This window comes from Alicycliphilus denitrificans (genome assembly GCF_044792555.1).
Classification (GTDB): Bacteria; Pseudomonadota; Gammaproteobacteria; order Burkholderiales; family Burkholderiaceae_C; genus Alicycliphilus; species Alicycliphilus denitrificans_A.
The window spans coordinates 1,679,589-1,696,617 of the sequence record NZ_CP126238.1 but is presented as its reverse complement, the minus strand read 5'-3'; the positions used below and the strand labels follow the sequence as shown (position 1 = coordinate 1,696,617).

Genomic DNA, 17,029 nt, shown 5'->3' with positions numbered 1-17,029 from the left:
AAAATTGGCACCCTGCAACCGATCGCAAGATGCGACCGGAATGTAACCTTTGTGATCGCATATTGCAACCATGACCACCAATGAACTGTCCGAACTCATCGAAGCCGCAGCCATCGCTGCAGGAAGCCAACGCAAGCTCGCGGCGCTGCTGGACACGACAGCGCCGACGTTGATTCAGATGAAGCAGGGGAAAAGACCCGCGAACTGGCGTGTTCGGGGCAAACTGCGCGCAATCCTGGGTGAAGACCCTGCGCACGCCTTCATAGCCGCGATGGCCGAAGACTTGGCCTCGTCAGAAAACGAGGACGAAAAAAAAGCTGCCGATGGCTTCAAGGCCATGTTGGCAGCTTTTCCAGATGATTGGCGGAAACGGAGGGATTCGAACCCTCGATGAGGCTCTACACCCCATACTCCCTTAGCAGGGGAGCACCTTCGGCCACTCGGTCACGTTTCCAAGCTATCTATTATGCCTCAGTTTGAGACTGCTTTAACCAAACTTCAGGCCACGGGCTGGTCCAGATCGAAGGCCTTGTGCAGGGCGCGTACGGCCAGCTCCAGGTATTTGTCTTCGATCACGACCGAGGTTTTGATCTCGGAGGTGGAGATCATCTGGATGTTGATGCCCTCTTCGCTCAGCACGCGGAACATCTTGGCGGCCACCCCCACATGGCTGCGCATGCCGATGCCGACAATGCTGACCTTGCAGATGGCGGTGTCGCCCACCACCTCTTGCGCCCCCAAGGCAGGCAGCACTTTGTCCCTGAGCAGTTCCAGCGTGCGCGCGTGGTCGTTGTGGTTGACGGTAAAGCTGAAGTCGGTGCGGCCATCCTTGCTGATGTTCTGGATGATCACGTCCACTTCAATGTTGGCGTCGGCCACGGGGCCCAGGATCTGGTAGGCGATACCGGGCCTGTCGGGCACGCCAAGCACGGAGATCTTGGTTTCGTCGCGGTTGAAAGCGATGCCGGAAACGACGGCTTGTTCCATTTGTTCGTCTTCCTCAAAGGTGATCAGGGTGCCGGAGGCGGCCTCTTCGTTGATGTCGATATCCCAGGGCGTGAAGCTGGAGAGCACGCGCATGGGCACTTGGTACTTGCCGGCAAATTCCACCGAGCGGATCTGCAGCACCTTGCTGCCCAGGCTGGCCATTTCCAGCATCTCCTCGAAGCTCACGGTCTTCAGGCGCTTGGCCTGGGGCACGACGCGCGGGTCGGTGGTGTAGACGCCGTCCACGTCGGTGTAGATCAGGCACTCGCTGGCCTTCATGGCCGCGGCCACGGCCACGGCCGAGGTGTCGGAACCGCCGCGACCCAGCGTGGTGATGTGGCCCTCGTCATCAATGCCCTGAAAGCCCGTGATGATGACCACCTTGCCTGCATCCAGGTCGGCACGCACGCGCTTGTCGTCGATGGATTCGATGCGCGCCTTGGTGTAGCTGCTGTCGGTGCGCACGGGCACCTGCCAGCCGGTGTAACTCACGGCCGGCATGCCCTCGGCCTGCAAGGCAATAGCCAGCAGTGCCGACGATGCCTGCTCGCCCGTGGCGGCCAGCATGTCAAGCTCGCGGAAGTAAGCCGTGGTGGCCTGCGAGGGCGTGAGCTCCTTGGCCAGGGCCAGCAGGCGGTTGGTCTCGCCACTCATGGCACTGGGTACCACCACCATCTGGTGGCCGGCCCGTGCCCATTTGGCTACGCGCTTGGCGACGTTGCGGATGCGCTCGGTGGAGCCCATCGAGGTGCCGCCGTATTTATGAACGAACAGTGCCATGGAATATCTGCAATGACGGAACGCTGGTGAGCGGCGCTATTGCGAAGATTGTTTTGGTGCGCCGCCGTTCCGTGCGGAAATGAAATCCAAAACTCGTCAATTGTACCAACCGAGCGCCTCACCTTCGCGCACCGCATGGCCATTGCCAACCTTGAGATAGATACGGTGGCCACGCGTGGTGCAGGCGGCAATTTGCTGGAGCAGCGCGTCGAGTTGCGCTGCCGATGGCGTCGTGCTGTGCCGGATGCGCAGCCAGTGGCGCAGCACATTGGCCTGGCGCGCACGGCTCAAGGCGCGCAGCGCAGCGATGCGCGGCGGCTGGCCTACGGCGGCCAGGTCTGCCTCGGCCAGTTCCTGCAGCAGTTCATTGGCCTGGGCCGCATGCATGCAGCTGCGCGCAAACGTGTCTCGAAAATGCGGAAAGGCCTGTTGCAGGACGGGCAGCAACTGCCACCGGATACGGTTGCGCGTGTAGCGCTCGTCGGTGTTGCTGGGGTCTTCCACCCAGGATTCGCCACGCGCACGCAGCCAGGCACGCACCGCATCGCCAGACACACGCAGCAGCGGCCGGCTCCAGTGCAGGCCGCCGCGCTGCCATTGGGCGGGCATGGCGGCCAGGCCAGCCACACCGGCGCCGCGCGACAGGGCCAGCAAAAGGGTCTCAACCTGGTCGTCGGCATGCTGCGCCAATACTATTGTTTTAATAGCTTCTGGCACTTGATTAACCAGGGCCAGAGCCTCAAAAGCCTTGTAACGTGCCTGGCGCGCCGCGTCTTCGGGGCTTTGACCGGGCGCGTGGCGCGCATCGACGCGCCGCACGCTCAATGGCACGTTCAGGCGCGCGCACAGGGCCTGGCAATGCTGCTCGAAGCCGTCGGCTGCGGCCTGCAGGCCATGGTGGACATGAAAGGCGTGGACCTGGCCCGGCCAGCGCTCGGCGCAGGCCAGCAGCAGCGCCGTCGAATCCGCGCCGCCGCTCAGGCCCACGGCCAGGGGCAAACGGGGCGCAAAGGCCCGCATGGCGGCATCAAAACTCTGGGTCATGGCGCGATGCTTGCACAAAGCGCAACGGCCCCACAGGGCCGTTGCGTGCAGCGGCTGACGCTCCGGTTCAGCGCTCTGCCTTGGTGTCGTTGAAGCGGCCGTAGCTTTGCAGGCGCTCGTAGCGGCGATCCAGCAGCTCCTTGGGCTTGAGGTCGGACAGCTGGCGATGGGCATCGCCCAGGGCCCGCTTCAAGAAGGCCGCCATCTGCTTGTGCTCGCGGTGCGCTCCGCCCACGGGCTCGTTGACGATCTTGTCCACCAGGCCCAGGGCCTTGAGTCGGTGCGCCGTGATGCCCATGGCATCGGCCGCATCCTGCGCCTTGTCACTGGTTTTCCAGAGAATGGAGGCGCAGCCCTCGGGGCTGATCACGGAGTAGATCGAGTACTGCAGCATGATGACCTGGTCGGCCACGGAAATCGCCAGCGCGCCGCCAGATCCGCCCTCGCCGATCACCGTGGTGATGATGGGCACCTCCAGCTGCGCCATCTCGTAGATGTTGCGGCCGATGGCCTCGGACTGGCCGCGCTCCTCGGCGTCGATGCCGGGGAAGGCGCCGGGCGTGTCCACGAAGGTGAACACGGGCAGCCTGAACTTCTCGGCCGTCTTCATCAGGCGCAGGGCCTTGCGATAGCCCTCGGGGCGGCTCATGCCGAAGTTGCGCGCGGTGCGCTCCTTGGTGTCACGCCCCTTCTGGTGCCCCAGCACCATGCAGGCGTGGCCGTTGAAGCGCGCCAAGCCGCCGACGATGGACTGATCGTCGGCGAAATGGCGGTCGCCGTGCATTTCCACGAAGTCCGTGAAGATCTCGCGCACGTAGTCCATGGTGTAGGGACGCTCGGGGTGGCGCGCGATCTTCGTGATCTGCCAGGGGCTCAGGTCGCTGTAGATGTCCTTGGTGAGCTGCAGGCTCTTCTTGCTGAGCTGTTCAATCTCTTCGGAAATATCCACCGCGCTCTCGTTTTGCACATAGCGCAGCTCTTCGATTTTGGATTCCAGCTCGGCAATGGGCTGCTCGAAGTCCAGAAAGGTTTTTTTTGCCAACTTGTTACTCCTCGGGGCGGTGCCCGAAACCGGCCGCCCTGCCCTCATTCGTTATCAATAATCCACCGGCAGGGGGGCTAGCGAGCGCCAAATATACCAACTCGCCACGCTGCACCAGGGCTTCCACGCCTCGGCCACCTCGCGCGCATCGCTGCGGCTCACGGGGTCGCCGGAAAAGTAATGCTGGCTGATGCCCTGGATCAGCGTCGCATCGTCCAGCGGCAGCACATTCGGCCGTGCCAGGTGGAAGATCAGGAACATGTCAGCCGTCCAGCGGCTGATGCCGCGTATGGCCACGAGCTCGGCAACGATGGCCGCATCATCCATCTGGTCCCACTGCTTCACGTGCAGCTGGCCATTGTCGAAGTGCAGCGCCAGGTCGACCAGGTACTCCACCTTGCGCGCCGACAGGCCGGCCGCGCGCATGTCATCCACCTTGAGCTTGAGCACGCTGCGCGGCGTCATGCTGCGCGGCAGTTCGGCGAACTGGTCCCACACGCGCTGCGCCGAGGCCACGGACACCTGCTGGCCGACGATGGAACGCGCCAGCGTGGTGAACGCATCGCCGCGCTGGTACAGCGCCACGTCGCCCACCTGGGGGATCAGGCGGCGCATCACGCGGTCCTTCCTGGTCAGATGCTTGCAGGCCTCATCCCAGTAATCCGGAGCGGTCGGATTTGCTGTTTTTTTTATAGCTGCCACCGCTTATCCTGCATGCGCTAGAGGCCATTTTGACTCTAAATACATTTACTGTGCCGCCTCCCAGGTGGTACCCGCGGCCGAGTCCTTGAGCACGATGCCCTGGGCCAGCAGGTCATTCCTGATGCGATCCGCCGCGGCGAAATCCTTCGCGGCCTTGGCCGCCGCGCGCGCGGCGATCTGCGCTGCTATCGCGGCCTCGTCCAGCCCGGCACCAGCCTGCAGGAAGGCCTGGGGGTCGTCCTGCAACAGGCCCAGGTGCCCGCCCAGCGCCTTGAGCAGGCCCGCCAACTCGGGCGACTTGCACCGGTTGACCTCGCCGGCCAACTCGAACAGCACGGCCACGGCTTCGGGCGTGCCAAAGTCTTCATCCATGGCTGCACGGAAGCGCGCGGCATGCGGCTCTGCCCAGTCAATCTGGACCTGCGCCGGCGCCACGAGGGACAGCGCCGTGTACAGGCGCTTGAGCGCGGCACGCGCATCGTCCAGGTGCACGTCGCTGTAGTTCAGCGGACTGCGATAGTGGCTGCGCACGACGAAGAAGCGCACCGTTTCCGCGTCATATTCCTGGAGCACGTCGCGGATGGTGAAGAAGTTGCCCAGGCTCTTGGACATCTTCTCGTTGTCCACGTTGATGAAGCCATTGTGCATCCACACCTTGGCAAACGGCTTGCCCGTGGCGCCCTCGCTCTGTGCGATCTCGTTTTCGTGGTGGGGAAAGGCCAGGTCGGCGCCGCCGCCGTGGATGTCAAAGCTCTCGCCCAGCAGCGTGCAGCCCATGGCCGAGCATTCGATATGCCAGCCCGGACGGCCCTCGCCATAGGCGCTTTGCCACTTCACCTCGGCCGGCTCCTCGGGCTTGGCGCTCTTCCACAGCACGAAATCGAGCGGATCGAGCTTGCCATCCTGCACGGCCACGCGCTCGCCGGCATTGAGCTCATCGAGCGACTTGCCAGACAGCCTGCCGTAGCCAGGAAACTTGCGCACGGCGTAGTTCACGTCGCCACTGCCGGCCTGGTAGGCCAGGCCCTTGTCCTGCAGGCGAGCGATCATGCTGAGCATTTGCGGCACATACTCGGTGGCACGCGGTTCGTGCGTGGGGCGCTCAATCCCCAGGGCATCGGCGTCCTGGTGCAGCGCGTCGATCATGCGGTCCGTCAGGCTGCGGATGGTCTCGCCGTTCTCGACGGCGCGCTTGATGATCTTGTCGTCGATATCGGTGATGTTGCGCACATAGGTGACGGCGAGCCCCGAGGCGCGCAGCCAGCGCTGGACCACGTCAAAAGCGATCATGGAACGCGCATGGCCCAGGTGGCACAGGTCGTACACGGTCATGCCGCAGACATACATGCGCACATGGCCGGGTTCGAGCGGAGAAAAATGCTCCAAGGCACGCGACAGCGTGTTGTAGATGCGCAAACTCATGGGATGAACGTCAGAAATAGGTAGGAATTGCAACCGCCATACCGCCACGACGAGGCTGACCAAGGCCCGTTTTGGGATACAGGAAAAGGCCGCGGTGAAGCCGGCGGGCACCTGGCAAGGCGGGCCTCGGCGTGGGCCGTCCTGGCACCCCCCTCGGCTACAATCCGCCGCAGTATAAGCGCCCGCCGACTCCGGCCCCCCAACCCTCACCGATGAAGCAAGCACACCATCCCCTTGCGCAACTCCTGCGCACTGCCGCCCTGTCTGCGCTGTTGGGGATGCCCCTGGCCCATGCGGCAGACGATTACTCGGAGATCACGCAACTGCTGCGTACTGGCAAGGCACAAGATGCCCTGGCCAAGGCCGATCAGCGCATCGGCGCCAACCCGCGCGACCCCCAGTTGCGCTTTCTGCGTGGGGTGGCGCAGGCCGACACAGGCAAGCAGGCCGATGCCATTGCCACCTTCACCAAGCTCACGGAAGACTACCCCGAGCTGCCCGAGCCCTACAACAACCTGGCCGTGCTCTACGCCAACCAGAACCAGCTCGACAAGGCGCGCGCGGCCCTGGAAATGGCCATACGCACCAACCCCGCGTATGCCACGGCCCATGAAAACCTGGGCGACATTTACGCCAAGCTGGCGGGTCAGGCCTATAACAAGGCCCTGCAGCTGGACGCCACACATGCCAATTCGCTGCGCCCCAAGCTGGCCCTGATCCGCGAGCTGTTCTCTGTAGACGCCAAGAGCGCCGGTGCCAAGAGTGCCCCCACCGTGGCGCGTGCCGCCGCCCCGGCGCCAGCGCCTGCCGTGACAGCGGTGGCCGCACCGACACCGGCACCTGCGGTGGCCGCCCCCGCCCCGACACCTGCGGCAGCCCCCGTCACGGCTACACCGGCGGCTCCGCCCGCACCGGCACCCGCAGCGGCGGCCACCAAGGCCGCAGCCGCCAGTGGCTCCGAAAAGGATGTGGAAAAGGCCGTGCGCGCCTGGGCCTCGGCCTGGGAGGACCAGGACATGCATGGCTACCTGGGCGCATACGCCAAGAACTTCCAGCCCAAGGGCCAGCCCAGCCGTGCGGCCTGGGAAAAAGAGCGTCGCGAACGCATCGTGGGCCGCTCCAAGATCACCGTGAATGTGAACGATCTGCAGGTCACGGTCGATGGCGACAAGGCCCAGGTGCGCTTTCGCCAGCAATACAGCTCGGGCAGCCTGAATGTCACCAGCCGCAAGACCCTGGACATGGTGAACCAGGCTGGCCGCTGGGCCATCGTGCGCGAAACCACCGGCGGCTGAAACTCTTTACCCGCGTGCTGCACTAATGACATGCGGCGCTGACGGCGCCGCATACCATTTCTACAACGCACACCACGCATGCCTCTGCCACAGCGTCCCCTCAACCACATCCTGGCCACGGCAGCCATGGCCGCGGTTCTGGCAGCGCCTGCGTCCGCGCAGGCGAAGAAGGGGGAAAAAGCGCACGAGCCCGTGGTCAAGCAGAGCAAGCAGGTCAAGCGCAAGAAGGCAAAGCCACCAGCCCCCTTGCGCGACGGTGATGCGGAAAGGCGCCTGCTGGAGATCTCCCAATTGACGGCACAAGGGCGTGCCCGCGAGGCCCTGCCCCTGGCCGAGCGTCTGGTACAAGACCATCCCAACTTCCAGCTCGCCCAGCTGGCCCTTGGCGACCTGCTTGCGATCCGGGCCCGCCCCGTGGCCCGGGTCGGCGATGTGCTGCCAATGCCGGTCGCCATGCACGCACCGGCGCAGATACCGGGCCTTCAATTTGCCACGGCGGCCCCGGCCCCCGTCTCGCAGGCGTTTGCCGCCCAGTCAGCCCTCCCGCCCGCGGCGGTGCAAGCACTGACGGATCTGCGCAGCGAGCTGCGCCTGCGCATCGACGCCACCAAGGCGCCGCCGCCGCAAGGCAGCATCCCCACACAGTTTCTGGAGTTGCCCGCACGCACGCGCCATGCCATTGCCATGGACGCCTCGCGCTCGCGCCTGTACCTGTTCGAAAACACCGACAAGGGGCTGGTGCTGGTGGCCGACTACTACGCCTCGGTCGGCAAGCTCGGCACCGAAAAGGCCATCGAGGGCGACCAGCGCACGCCGCTGGGCGTGTACTTCATCACCAGCCGGCTCGACCCGGCCACGCTGAGGGATTTCTACGGCGCCGGGGCCCTGCCCATCAACTACCCCAATCCACTGGACCAGAGCCGGGGCAAGACGGGCAGCGGCATCTGGCTGCATGGCACGCCGCCCGAGCAGTTCTCGCGCGCGCCCCTGGCCACCGATGGCTGCCTGGCCCTGGCCAACCCGGACCTGCAGCGCATCCTGCAGACCGTGGAGCCGCGCAGTACGCCCGTGGTCATTGCCCGGCAGCTGCAGTGGGTCAAGCCCCAGGCGCTGCAGGCCGAGCGCCAGGCCTTCCACGCCGTGCTCGAAGCCTGGCGCACGGCCAAATCACAGGGCGACATGCCGCGCCTGCTGAGTTTTTATGCGCCCGACTTCCAGGGCCAGCGCAACCAGGGCCTGACCGAGTGGTCACAAACCCTGCAGGCCGAAGCCAAGTCACTGCAAGGCCGCACCGTGGCGCTCAAGGACAAGAGCATGCTGCGCTGGACCGACAGCAGCGACACCATGGTGGTGACCTTCGGCGAAGTCGCCGAAGGCGCGCGCAGCGGCACCATCAAGCGCCAGTACTGGACGCGCAAGGGCGCACGCTGGCAAATATTTTTCGAAGGAGTGATTGGATGATTTCCAGAAGAAATTCGACTCTAGCGCTTACTGGTATTGCGCTTTCAGCTATTTTTAACATAGCTAACGCCCAGCTTGCCACACCCCAGGTCAAGCTCGCCACCAGCATGGGCGACATCGTGGTGCAGCTCGACCCCGCCAAGGCGCCGAAGACGGTGGAGAACTTCCTGGCCTACGTGCAGGGCAAGCACTACGACGGCACCGTCTTTCACCGCGTGATCGACGGCTTCATGATCCAGGGCGGCGGCTTCACGGCCGACATGGCGCAAAAGCCCACCAAGGCCCCCATCGCCCTCGAAGCCAATAATGGCCTGAAGAACGACACCTACACCATCGCCATGGCGCGCACGGCCAACCCCAACTCGGCCACGGCACAGTTCTTCATCAACGTGAAGGACAACGCCATGCTCAACGCCCCCAACCCCGATGGCTATGGCTATGCCGTTTTCGGCAAGGTCGTCCAGGGCACCGAGGTGGTGGACAAGATCAAGGCCGTGGCCACGGGCAACCGCGGGCCGCACCAGAACGTGCCTACCACGCCCGTCGTCATCAACTCCGCAACGCTGGTCAAGTAACCCCCGAAAGGACAACACACCATGAGCAACCCGCAAGTCGAACTGCACGTCACCATCAACGTCGCCGAGAGCGCCACCCAGGGCGTCATCACGCTGGAGCTGGACGCCGTGAACGCGCCCAAGTCCACCGCGAACTTCCTCGCCTACGTGAACAAGGGCCACTACGACGGCACCATCTTCCACCGCGTGATCAAGGGCTTCATGATCCAGGGCGGGGGCTTTACCGCCGACATGAAGCAAAAGGGCACCGAGGCCCCGATCGAGAACGAGGCCGCCAACGGCCTGAAGAACGACAAGTACACCATCGCCATGGCACGCACCGGCGACCCGCACAGCGCCACGGCGCAGTTCTTCATCAACACGGTGGACAACGGCTTTTTGAACCACACCTCGCCCACGCCCCAGGGCTGGGGCTACGCCGTGTTCGGCAAGGTGGTCCAGGGCGAGGACGTGGTCGAGGCCATCAAGAAGGTGCGCACCACGCGCAAGGGCTTCCACGACGACGTGCCCTTTGACGCCGTGGTGATCGACAAGGCCGTGGCGCTGTAAGCCACGCCATGCAGCACACCGTGCCGGGCATGGCCGAACTGGCCGCGCCAGCCGACTGGCGCACGGTCGATTTCCTGGCCGACCTGCATCTGGAGCCGGGGCAGCCGGCCACGCTGCGGGCGCTGCAGCACTACCTGGACAGCACGCCCGCCGACGCGGTGTTCCTGCTCGGCGACCTGTTCGAGGTCTGGGTGGGCGATGACGCCATCGCCGAGCCCGGCAGCTTTGAAGGCCGCTGCTGCGCCCTGCTGGCCAGCGCCGCAAGCCGGCGCCCGCTGTACTTCATGCACGGCAACCGCGACTTTCTGGTGGGCGCGGGCTTCACGCGCCACACCGGCATCACCGTGCTGGCCGACCCCACGGTGCTCACCTTTGCGGGGCAGCGCTGGCTGCTGTCGCATGGCGATGCGCTGTGCCTGAACGACGCCGAGTACCAGCGCTTTCGCGTCCTGGCGCGCGACCCCGAATGGCAGGCCCGGCTGCTGGCGCGCCCCCTGCATGAGCGCCGCGCCCAGGGCCGCAGCGCGCGCAGCGAGAGCGAGGCGCGCAAGCAGGCCGGAACGGCGGTCTATGCCGACGTGGACGCCACCGCCGCCATCGCCTGGCTGCACGCCGCGCGCGCCCAGGCGCTGATCCACGGCCACACGCACCTGCCGGCGGAGCATATGCTGGCGCCGGGCCTGGCGCGCCATGTGCTCACCGACTGGGACCTGCAGGCCGACCCGCCGCGCGCCGGCCTGCTGCGCCTGACGGCCGGCGGCTTGCAACGCCTGCCATGCGCTTTCTGAACCGTATCGCCCGGCGTGTGCGCTCTGCCGTAGCGCCCATGCCCGAGATCTCCGCCGAACTGTGGCTGCGAACCGTCCAGCGCCACGCGTTTCTGGGGGCGCTGTCGCTGCAGGACCAGTCCAAGCTGCGCGCCCTGAGCGCCCTGTTCCTGCAGCACAAGGAATTCACGGGCGCCCATGGCCTGCAGGTGACCGATGCCATGGCCGTCTCCATCGCCGCCCAGGCCTGCCTGCCACTCTTGCACTGGGGCGCGCCGGCCAAGGCCCTGGCCTGGTATGACGACTTCGTCGGCATCGTCGTGCATCCGGCCGAGGCCCTGGCCCGGCGCAAGACCGTGGACGAGGCCGGCGTGGTGCACCACTACGACGAGGTGTTGCTGGGCGAGGCCATGGAGCATGGCCCCGTGATGCTGAGCTGGCCCGCCGTGGACGACGCCGGCCAGCCCAATCACGCAGGCCACACGAATGCCAGCAGCGTGGTGATCCACGAATTCATGCACAAGATCGACATGAAGAACGGCCCGGCCGACGGCTGCCCGCCCCTGCCCCCGGGTTTTCTGGGCACGGCCAGCCGGCGCGCGGCCCATGCGGCCTGGCGCGCGGCCTGGGAGCCCGCCTATGGGCAGTTTCGCGAGCAGGTCATCATTGCCGAACGCTTTGGCGGCGCCTGGCCCTGGCTGGATGCCTATGGCGCCACGGCGCCGGCGGAGTTCTTTGCCGTGGCCTGCGAGGCCTACTTTGTCGACCGGCCACGCTTCGCGCAGGAATTTCCCACGCTGGCGCCGGTGCTGGACGGGTTCTTCCGCCCCTGAAACGCTCAGCCGAGCGCCAGACGCTCGCGCGCCACCTGGTATTCGCGGCGCAGGCGTGCGATCAGGTCGGCCGCCGAGCTGACCTCGGTGATATGGCCTATGCCCTGGCCGCAGCCCCAGATGTCCTTCCAGGCCTTCTTCGCGTCGCCGCCGAAGTTCATCTTGCTCGGGTCGGACTCGGGCAGGTTGTCCGGATCCAGGCCCGCGGCGCGGATCGAGGCCGCGAGGTAGTTGCCATGCACGCCCGTGAACAGGTTGCTGTAGACGATGTCGTCCGATGAGCCATCGACGATGGCCTGCTTGTAGGCGTCGTGCGCGCGTGCCTCGTGCGTGGCGATGAAGGCCGAGCCGATGTAGGCAAAGTCCGCACCCATGGCCTGCGCCGCCAGGATGGCGCCGCCCGAGGCGATGGAGCCCGACAGCGCGACCGGGCCGTCAAACCACTGGCGGATCTCCTGGATGAGGGCAAACGGGCTCTTCACGCCCGCATGGCCGCCGGCACCGGCCGCCACGGCGATCAGGCCGTCGGCGCCCTTCTCTATGGCCTTGCGGGCAAACTTGTTGTTGATGATGTCGTGCAGCACGATGCCGCCCCAGCCGTGCACGGCCTGGTTCACGTCCTCGCGCGCGCCCAGGCTGGTAATGACGATGGGCACCTTGTACTTGGCGCAGACCTGCATGTCGTGCTCCAGCCGGTCATTGCTCTTGTGCACGATCTGGTTGATGGCGAACGGGGCCGATGGCTGCTCGGGATGCGCCCTGTCCCAGGCGGCCAGGGTCTCGGTGATCTCGGCCAGCCAGTCCTCCAGTTGCGCCGCCGGGCGGGCATTGAGCGCGGGCATGGAGCCCACGATGCCGGCCTTGCACTGCTCGATCACGAGCCTGGGGTTGCTGATAATGAACAGCGGCGAGCCAATCACGGGCAGCGAGAGTTTTTGCAGAGCCGGCGGCAGCTTGGACATGCGGGGAGTCTCCATAGTTAAAAAGGGCTCTGGCGCTTGATGGACAAGCGTCAGCAGCTATCAAAATTAATTCTTCAATCAGAACGCTTCAAGCGCCAGCGCCGTGACGCTGGCCGCGCCCTCGACGATCGCATCGCGCTGGCACGGCGCCTTCACCAGGATGTGCTCGGCATAAAAGCGCGCCGTGGCGATCTTGGCCTGCATGAAGCCCACATCCTGTCCCTTGGACGACAGCTCCTGCGCCACCAGCAGGGCGCGGCCCATCTGCCAGCCGGCCACCAGATTGCCCGCCAGCATCAGGTAGGGCACGCTGCCCGCGAAGGCTGCATTGGGGTCGGACTTGGCGTTGGCGGCGATGAAGTCCACGGCGTCCAGGAAGGCCTGGCGCGCGGCCGCCAGGCGCCGGGCCACGGCCCGGGCGTCGGCCGTAGCGCTGGCGTTCAGCTCGCCTTCGGTCTGCTCGACCTGCGCGGCAATCGCGCGCGCCAGCTGGCCGCCGTCACGCGCCGTCTTGCGCCCCACCAGGTCGTTGGCCTGAATGGCGGTCGTGCCCTCGTAGATGGTCAGGATGCGCGCGTCGCGGTAGTACTGCGCGGCGCCGGTTTCCTCGATGAAGCCCATGCCGCCGTGCACCTGCACGCCCAGGGACGTGACCTCCAGGCTCATCTCGGTGCTGTAGCCCTTGACCAGCGGCACCATGAATTCATAGAACGCGGCGTTGTCCTTGGCCACCTGGGCGTCCGGGTGATGGTGCGCCGCGTCGTAGGCGGCCGCGGCCACCGTGGCCATGGCGCGGCAACCCTCGGCGAGCGCACGCATGGTCATCAGCATGCGGCGCACATCGGGGTGGTGGATGATGGGGCCGGCGCCCGGCAGGCTGCCGTCCACGGGGCGGCTTTGCACACGCTCGCGCGCGTACTGCACAGCATGCTGGTAGGCGCGCTCGGCCACGGCAATGCCCTGCATGCCCACGGCGTAGCGTGCGGCGTTCATCATGATGAACATGTATTCCAGGCCGCGGTTTTCCTCGCCGACGAGATAACCCACGGCGCCACCATGGTCGCCAAACTGCAGCACCGCCGTGGGACTGGCCTTGATGCCCAGCTTGTGCTCAATGCTCACGCAATGCGCGTCGTTGCGCATGCCCAGGCTGCCATCCGGGTTCACGAGGAATTTGGGCACCACGAACAGGCTGATGCCCTTCACGCCCTCGGGCGCACCTGCCACGCGCGCCAGCACCAGGTGCACGATGTTCTCGGCCATGTCGTGCTCACCGTAGGTGATGAAGATCTTGGTGCCAAAGATCTTGTAGCTGCCGTCGGCCTGCGGCTCGGCCCTGGAGCGCACCAGGGCCAGGTCCGAACCTGCCCCGGGTTCCGTCAGGTTCATGGTGCCGGTCCACTGGCCGCTGATCAGCTTTTCCAGGTAGGTGGCCTTGAGCTGCTCGCTGCCCGCGGTGAGCAGCGCCTCGATGGCGCCGTCGGTCAGCAGCGGGCACAGCGCAAAGCTCAGGTTGGCGCTGTTGAGCATCTCGCCGCAGGCCGCGCCGATGGTCTTGGGCAGGCCCTGGCCGCCGAAGTCCACCGGGTGCTGCAGGCCCTGCCAGCCGCCCTCGGCAAACTGGCGGAAGGCCTGCCTGAAGCCCGGCGTGGTCGTGACCTGGCCGTTGGCAAATGAGGACGGGTTCTTGTCCCCTTCCACATTCAGCGGCGCCACCACGCCCTCGTTGAACTTGGCGCATTCCTCCAGCACGGCAGCGGCCGTGTCCAGGCCGGCATCCTCGAAACCGGGGATTTGCGCGACCTGATCGATGCGCGCCAGGTGCTCGATGGCAAACAGCATGTCCTTGACGGGGGCGGTGTAGCTCATGGTGGTGGAAGTCCGTGAATGGGAAATTTGGCTCGAAAAAAAGGGCATCGCCTGCGATGCCCCGGTACGGTGGTGTGCGATCAGAGCGCCTTGACCAGCTCCGGCACCGCCTGGAACAGATCCGCCTCCAGCCCATAGTCGGCCACGCTGAAGATCGGCGCCTCGGGGTCCTTGTTGATGGCCACGATGACCTTGCTGTCCTTCATGCCCGCCAGGTGCTGGATGGCCCCGGAGATGCCGCAGGCGATGTACAGCTGCGGCGCGACGATCTTGCCCGTCTGCCCCACCTGCAGGTCGTTCGGGGCGTAGCCCGCGTCCACCGCCGCGCGCGATGCGCCGATGGCCGCGCCCAGCTTGTCGGCCAGCGGGGTCATGACCTCGTTGAACTTCTCGCTGCTGCCCAGCGCCCGGCCACCGCTGACGATGATCTTGGCGGCCGTCAGCTCGGGGCGGTCGTTCTTGGTGACCTCGCGGCCCACGAAGCCGCTCTTGCCGCTGTCGGCGACGGCGGCCACACTCTCCACGGCGGCGCTGCCGCCGGTGGCGGGCGCGGCGTCAAAGCCCGTGCCGCGCACGGTGATGACCTTCACGGCGTCGCTCGATTGCACGGTGGCAATCGCGTTGCCGGCGTAGATCGGGCGCTCGAAGCTGTCGGGGCTCACCACCTTGGTGATGTCGCTGATCTGCGCCACGTCGAGCTTGGCGGCCACGCGCGGGGCCACGTTCTTGCCGCCGGCGGTGGCGGGGAACAGGAGGTGGCTGTAGTTGGCTGCGATGGCGAGAACCTGGGCGGCGAGGTTTTCCGCCAGGCCGTCCTTCAGGGCGGCGCCGTCGGCGTGCAGGACCTTGGCGACGCCGGCGATCTGGGCGGCGGCGGCTGCGGCGGCTTGTGCGCCTTCACCGGCCACCAGCACATGCACCTCGGCGCCGCAGGCGGCGGCGGCGGTGACGGTGTTCAGGGTGGCCGCCTTGAGGCTGGCGTTGTCGTGTTCTGCAATGACGAGTGCGGTCATGTTGTGTTCTCCTTCTGCCTTAGATGACCTTGGCTTCGTTCCTGAGTTTGGCCACCAGCGTAGCCACGTCGGGCACCTTGATGCCGGCGCCGCGCTTCGGGGGCTCGGCCACCTTCAGGGTCTTCAGGCGCGGGGCCACGTCCACGCCCAGGTCCTCGGGCTTGACGGTCTCCAGCGGCTTCTTCTTGGCCTTCATGATGTTGGGCAGCGTGACGTAGCGCGGCTCGTTCAGGCGCAGGTCGGTGGTGATCACGGCCGGGGTGGTCAGCTGCAGGGTTTCCAGGCCGCCGTCGACTTCGCGCGTGACGTTGACCTTATCGCCGGCCACTTCGACCTTGTTGGCGAAGGTGGCCTGGGGCAGGTCGGCCAGGGCGGCAAGCATCTGGCCGGTCTGGTTGGCGTCGTCGTCGATGGCCTGCTTGCCCAGGATGATGAGGCCGGGTTGCTCTTTGTCCACCAGGGCCTTGAGCAGCTTGGCCACGGCCAGGGGCTGCAGTTCTTCCGTCGTCTCCACCAGGATGCCGCGGTCGGCGCCGATGGCCATGGCGGTGCGCAGGGTTTCCTGGCATTGGGCCACGCCGCAGGAGACGGCGATGACCTCGGTGGCCACGCCCTTTTCCTTCAGGCGCACCGCCTCTTCGACGGCGATTTCGTCAAAGGGGTTCATGCTCATCTTCACGTTGGCGATGTCTACGCCCGTGCCGTCCGATTTCACGCGGACCTTCACGTTGTAGTCCACCACGCGTTTCACGGGGACCAAGACCTTCATGACTGCAGCTCCTTCAATGGTTGATTAATTGACGCGTACGTAAACCGACTCATTCTATTGCGCACTGCAGCATGCGTGGAATTCGTAGTGCCCACAGCGTAAAAATCAGGAACGAACGACCGTGCTTTTTGGCGATTATGCCAGCACGTTGATGAGGGCAGCCGCCGGTCAGGCCTGCTTCCAGGTCGGCTGGCGCTTCTCGGCAAATGCGCGCGCACCCTCCTGCGCAGCCTCGTCCATCATGTTGACGGCCATGACCTGGCCGGCGATCTGGTAGGCGGCATCGATGCCCAGTTCACGCTGCTGGTACACCAGGGCCTTGCCCATGGTCACGGCCGCACGGGGTTTTTGCAGGATGGACTGCACCAGCGTTTCCACCTCGGCATCCAGCAGTGCGGGCGCCGCAACGCGGTTCACCAGCCCCTGCTCAAGGGCCGTGCGCGCGTCGATGAAGTCGCCCGTGAGCAGCATTTCCATGGCCCGCTTGGCCGACATGTTGCGCATCAGCGGCACGCTGGGCGTGGCGCAGAACAGGCCGTAGTGGATGCCGCTGGTGGCAAAGCTCGCCGCCTCGCTGGCCACGGCCAGGTCGCATTGCGCCACCAGCTGGCAGCCGGCCGCCGTGGCCATGCCGTGCACGCGCGCGATCACCGGCACGGGCAGCCTGTGGATGGCCAGCATCACGCGGCTGCACTGGGCAAATAGGTCCTGGTACCAGGCCAGGTCGGGATGCTGCGCCATGTCCTTGAGGTTGTGGCCGGCGCAAAAGGCCTTGCCTGCGGCGGCCAACACCACCACGCGCGCGCCCTCGTCCTGCGCCACGTCCGCCAGGGCCCGCTGCAGGGCGGACAGCATCTCGTGGCCCAGCGCATTGAAGCGCGCCGGATCATTCAGCGTGAGCGTGACCACGCCGCGCGCATCGCGCGCCACCTGCAGCAAATTCGTACCATCCGACATGA

General features: G+C 65.9%; 17 protein-coding genes and 1 tRNA gene. 7 read left to right on the top strand and 11 right to left on the bottom strand.

What is annotated here, in order from left to right:
* Positions 1 to 70: 70 nt before the first annotated feature.
* The gene (locus P7644_RS08050; protein ID WP_404302684.1) at positions 71 to 394 is read left to right on the top strand and encodes a hypothetical protein; all 324 of its coding nucleotides are present in this window, start codon (positions 71 to 73) and stop codon (positions 392 to 394) included.
* Here P7644_RS08050 and P7644_RS08045 read toward each other — a convergent pair.
* The 6 genes from P7644_RS08045 to cysS all read right to left on the bottom strand — a co-directional run bounded on the left by P7644_RS08045 (position 362) and on the right by cysS (position 5,977).
* Positions 362 to 454, bottom strand: a tRNA-Ser gene (locus P7644_RS08045). The genes P7644_RS08050 and P7644_RS08045 overlap by 33 nt on opposite strands.
* A gap of 44 nt (positions 455 to 498) precedes the next feature.
* Positions 499 to 1,767 carry an aspartate kinase gene (locus P7644_RS08040; RefSeq protein ID WP_404302683.1) on the bottom strand — a complete coding sequence of 423 codons (1,269 nt, stop codon included), beginning with the start codon at positions 1,765 to 1,767 and terminating at the stop codon, positions 499 to 501.
* 96 nt (positions 1,768 to 1,863) lie between these two features.
* Complete coding sequence (tilS, locus tag P7644_RS08035; RefSeq protein WP_404302682.1) at positions 1,864 to 2,811, bottom strand: tRNA lysidine(34) synthetase TilS; 948 nt, start codon at positions 2,809 to 2,811, stop codon at positions 1,864 to 1,866.
* 67 nt (positions 2,812 to 2,878) lie between these two features.
* The gene (locus tag P7644_RS08030) at positions 2,879 to 3,853 is read right to left on the bottom strand and encodes an acetyl-CoA carboxylase carboxyltransferase subunit alpha (RefSeq protein WP_404302681.1); all 975 of its coding nucleotides are present in this window, start codon (positions 3,851 to 3,853) and stop codon (positions 2,879 to 2,881) included.
* Positions 3,854 to 3,907: 54 nt separating this feature from the next.
* Complete coding sequence (locus tag P7644_RS08025; protein WP_404302680.1) at positions 3,908 to 4,555, bottom strand: DNA-3-methyladenine glycosylase family protein; 648 nt, start codon at positions 4,553 to 4,555, stop codon at positions 3,908 to 3,910.
* Positions 4,556 to 4,600: 45 nt separating this feature from the next.
* Complete coding sequence (gene cysS / locus P7644_RS08020) at positions 4,601 to 5,977, bottom strand: cysteine--tRNA ligase (protein WP_404302679.1); 1,377 nt, start codon at positions 5,975 to 5,977, stop codon at positions 4,601 to 4,603.
* 212 nt (positions 5,978 to 6,189) lie between these two features.
* Between cysS and P7644_RS08015 the strand changes: the two genes are divergently transcribed.
* The 6 genes from P7644_RS08015 to P7644_RS07990 all read left to right on the top strand — a co-directional run bounded on the left by P7644_RS08015 (position 6,190) and on the right by P7644_RS07990 (position 11,457).
* Positions 6,190 to 7,272, top strand: a complete 1,083-nt coding sequence (locus P7644_RS08015) for a tetratricopeptide repeat protein (protein ID WP_404302678.1) — start codon at positions 6,190 to 6,192, stop codon at positions 7,270 to 7,272.
* 78 nt (positions 7,273 to 7,350) lie between these two features.
* Entirely contained in the window at positions 7,351 to 8,733 is a 1,383-nt protein-coding gene (locus P7644_RS08010) for a L,D-transpeptidase family protein (protein WP_404302677.1), read from the top strand.
* Positions 8,730 to 9,308: a peptidylprolyl isomerase gene (locus tag P7644_RS08005; protein ID WP_404302675.1), complete on the top strand. Its 579-nt coding sequence runs from the start codon at positions 8,730 to 8,732 to the stop codon at positions 9,306 to 9,308. Before P7644_RS08010 ends, P7644_RS08005 begins: the two co-directional genes overlap by 4 nt.
* A 21-nt stretch (positions 9,309 to 9,329) precedes the next feature.
* The gene (locus tag P7644_RS08000; protein WP_404302674.1) at positions 9,330 to 9,857 is read left to right on the top strand and encodes a peptidylprolyl isomerase; all 528 of its coding nucleotides are present in this window, start codon (positions 9,330 to 9,332) and stop codon (positions 9,855 to 9,857) included.
* Between the two features lie 8 nt (positions 9,858 to 9,865).
* A complete protein-coding gene (locus tag P7644_RS07995) occupies positions 9,866 to 10,645 on the top strand; it encodes a UDP-2,3-diacylglucosamine diphosphatase (RefSeq protein WP_404302672.1) in 780 nt (259 codons plus the stop codon).
* Entirely contained in the window at positions 10,633 to 11,457 is an 825-nt protein-coding gene (locus P7644_RS07990; protein ID WP_404302670.1) for a zinc-dependent peptidase, read from the top strand. Before P7644_RS07995 ends, P7644_RS07990 begins: the two co-directional genes overlap by 13 nt.
* A gap of 5 nt (positions 11,458 to 11,462) precedes the next feature.
* Here the strand turns inward: P7644_RS07990 and P7644_RS07985 are convergent, their stop codons facing one another.
* From P7644_RS07985 to P7644_RS07965, 5 genes are all read right to left on the bottom strand, one after another.
* Positions 11,463 to 12,419, bottom strand: coding sequence for an NAD(P)H-dependent flavin oxidoreductase (locus tag P7644_RS07985; RefSeq protein ID WP_404302668.1), 957 nt, complete (start codon positions 12,417 to 12,419; stop codon positions 11,463 to 11,465).
* Between the two features lie 78 nt (positions 12,420 to 12,497).
* On the bottom strand, positions 12,498 to 14,288 hold the full coding sequence (locus tag P7644_RS07980; RefSeq protein WP_404302666.1) for an acyl-CoA dehydrogenase: 1,791 nt from the start codon (positions 14,286 to 14,288) through the stop codon (positions 12,498 to 12,500).
* Between the two features lie 80 nt (positions 14,289 to 14,368).
* On the bottom strand, positions 14,369 to 15,301 hold the full coding sequence (locus P7644_RS07975; protein WP_404302665.1) for an electron transfer flavoprotein subunit alpha/FixB family protein: 933 nt from the start codon (positions 15,299 to 15,301) through the stop codon (positions 14,369 to 14,371).
* Between the two features lie 19 nt (positions 15,302 to 15,320).
* The gene (locus P7644_RS07970) at positions 15,321 to 16,070 is read right to left on the bottom strand and encodes an electron transfer flavoprotein subunit beta/FixA family protein (protein WP_404302664.1); all 750 of its coding nucleotides are present in this window, start codon (positions 16,068 to 16,070) and stop codon (positions 15,321 to 15,323) included.
* A 168-nt stretch (positions 16,071 to 16,238) separates the two neighbouring features.
* Positions 16,239 to 17,027 carry an enoyl-CoA hydratase gene (locus tag P7644_RS07965; protein ID WP_404302662.1) on the bottom strand — a complete coding sequence of 263 codons (789 nt, stop codon included), beginning with the start codon at positions 17,025 to 17,027 and terminating at the stop codon, positions 16,239 to 16,241.
* Positions 17,028 to 17,029 lie beyond the last annotated feature (2 nt).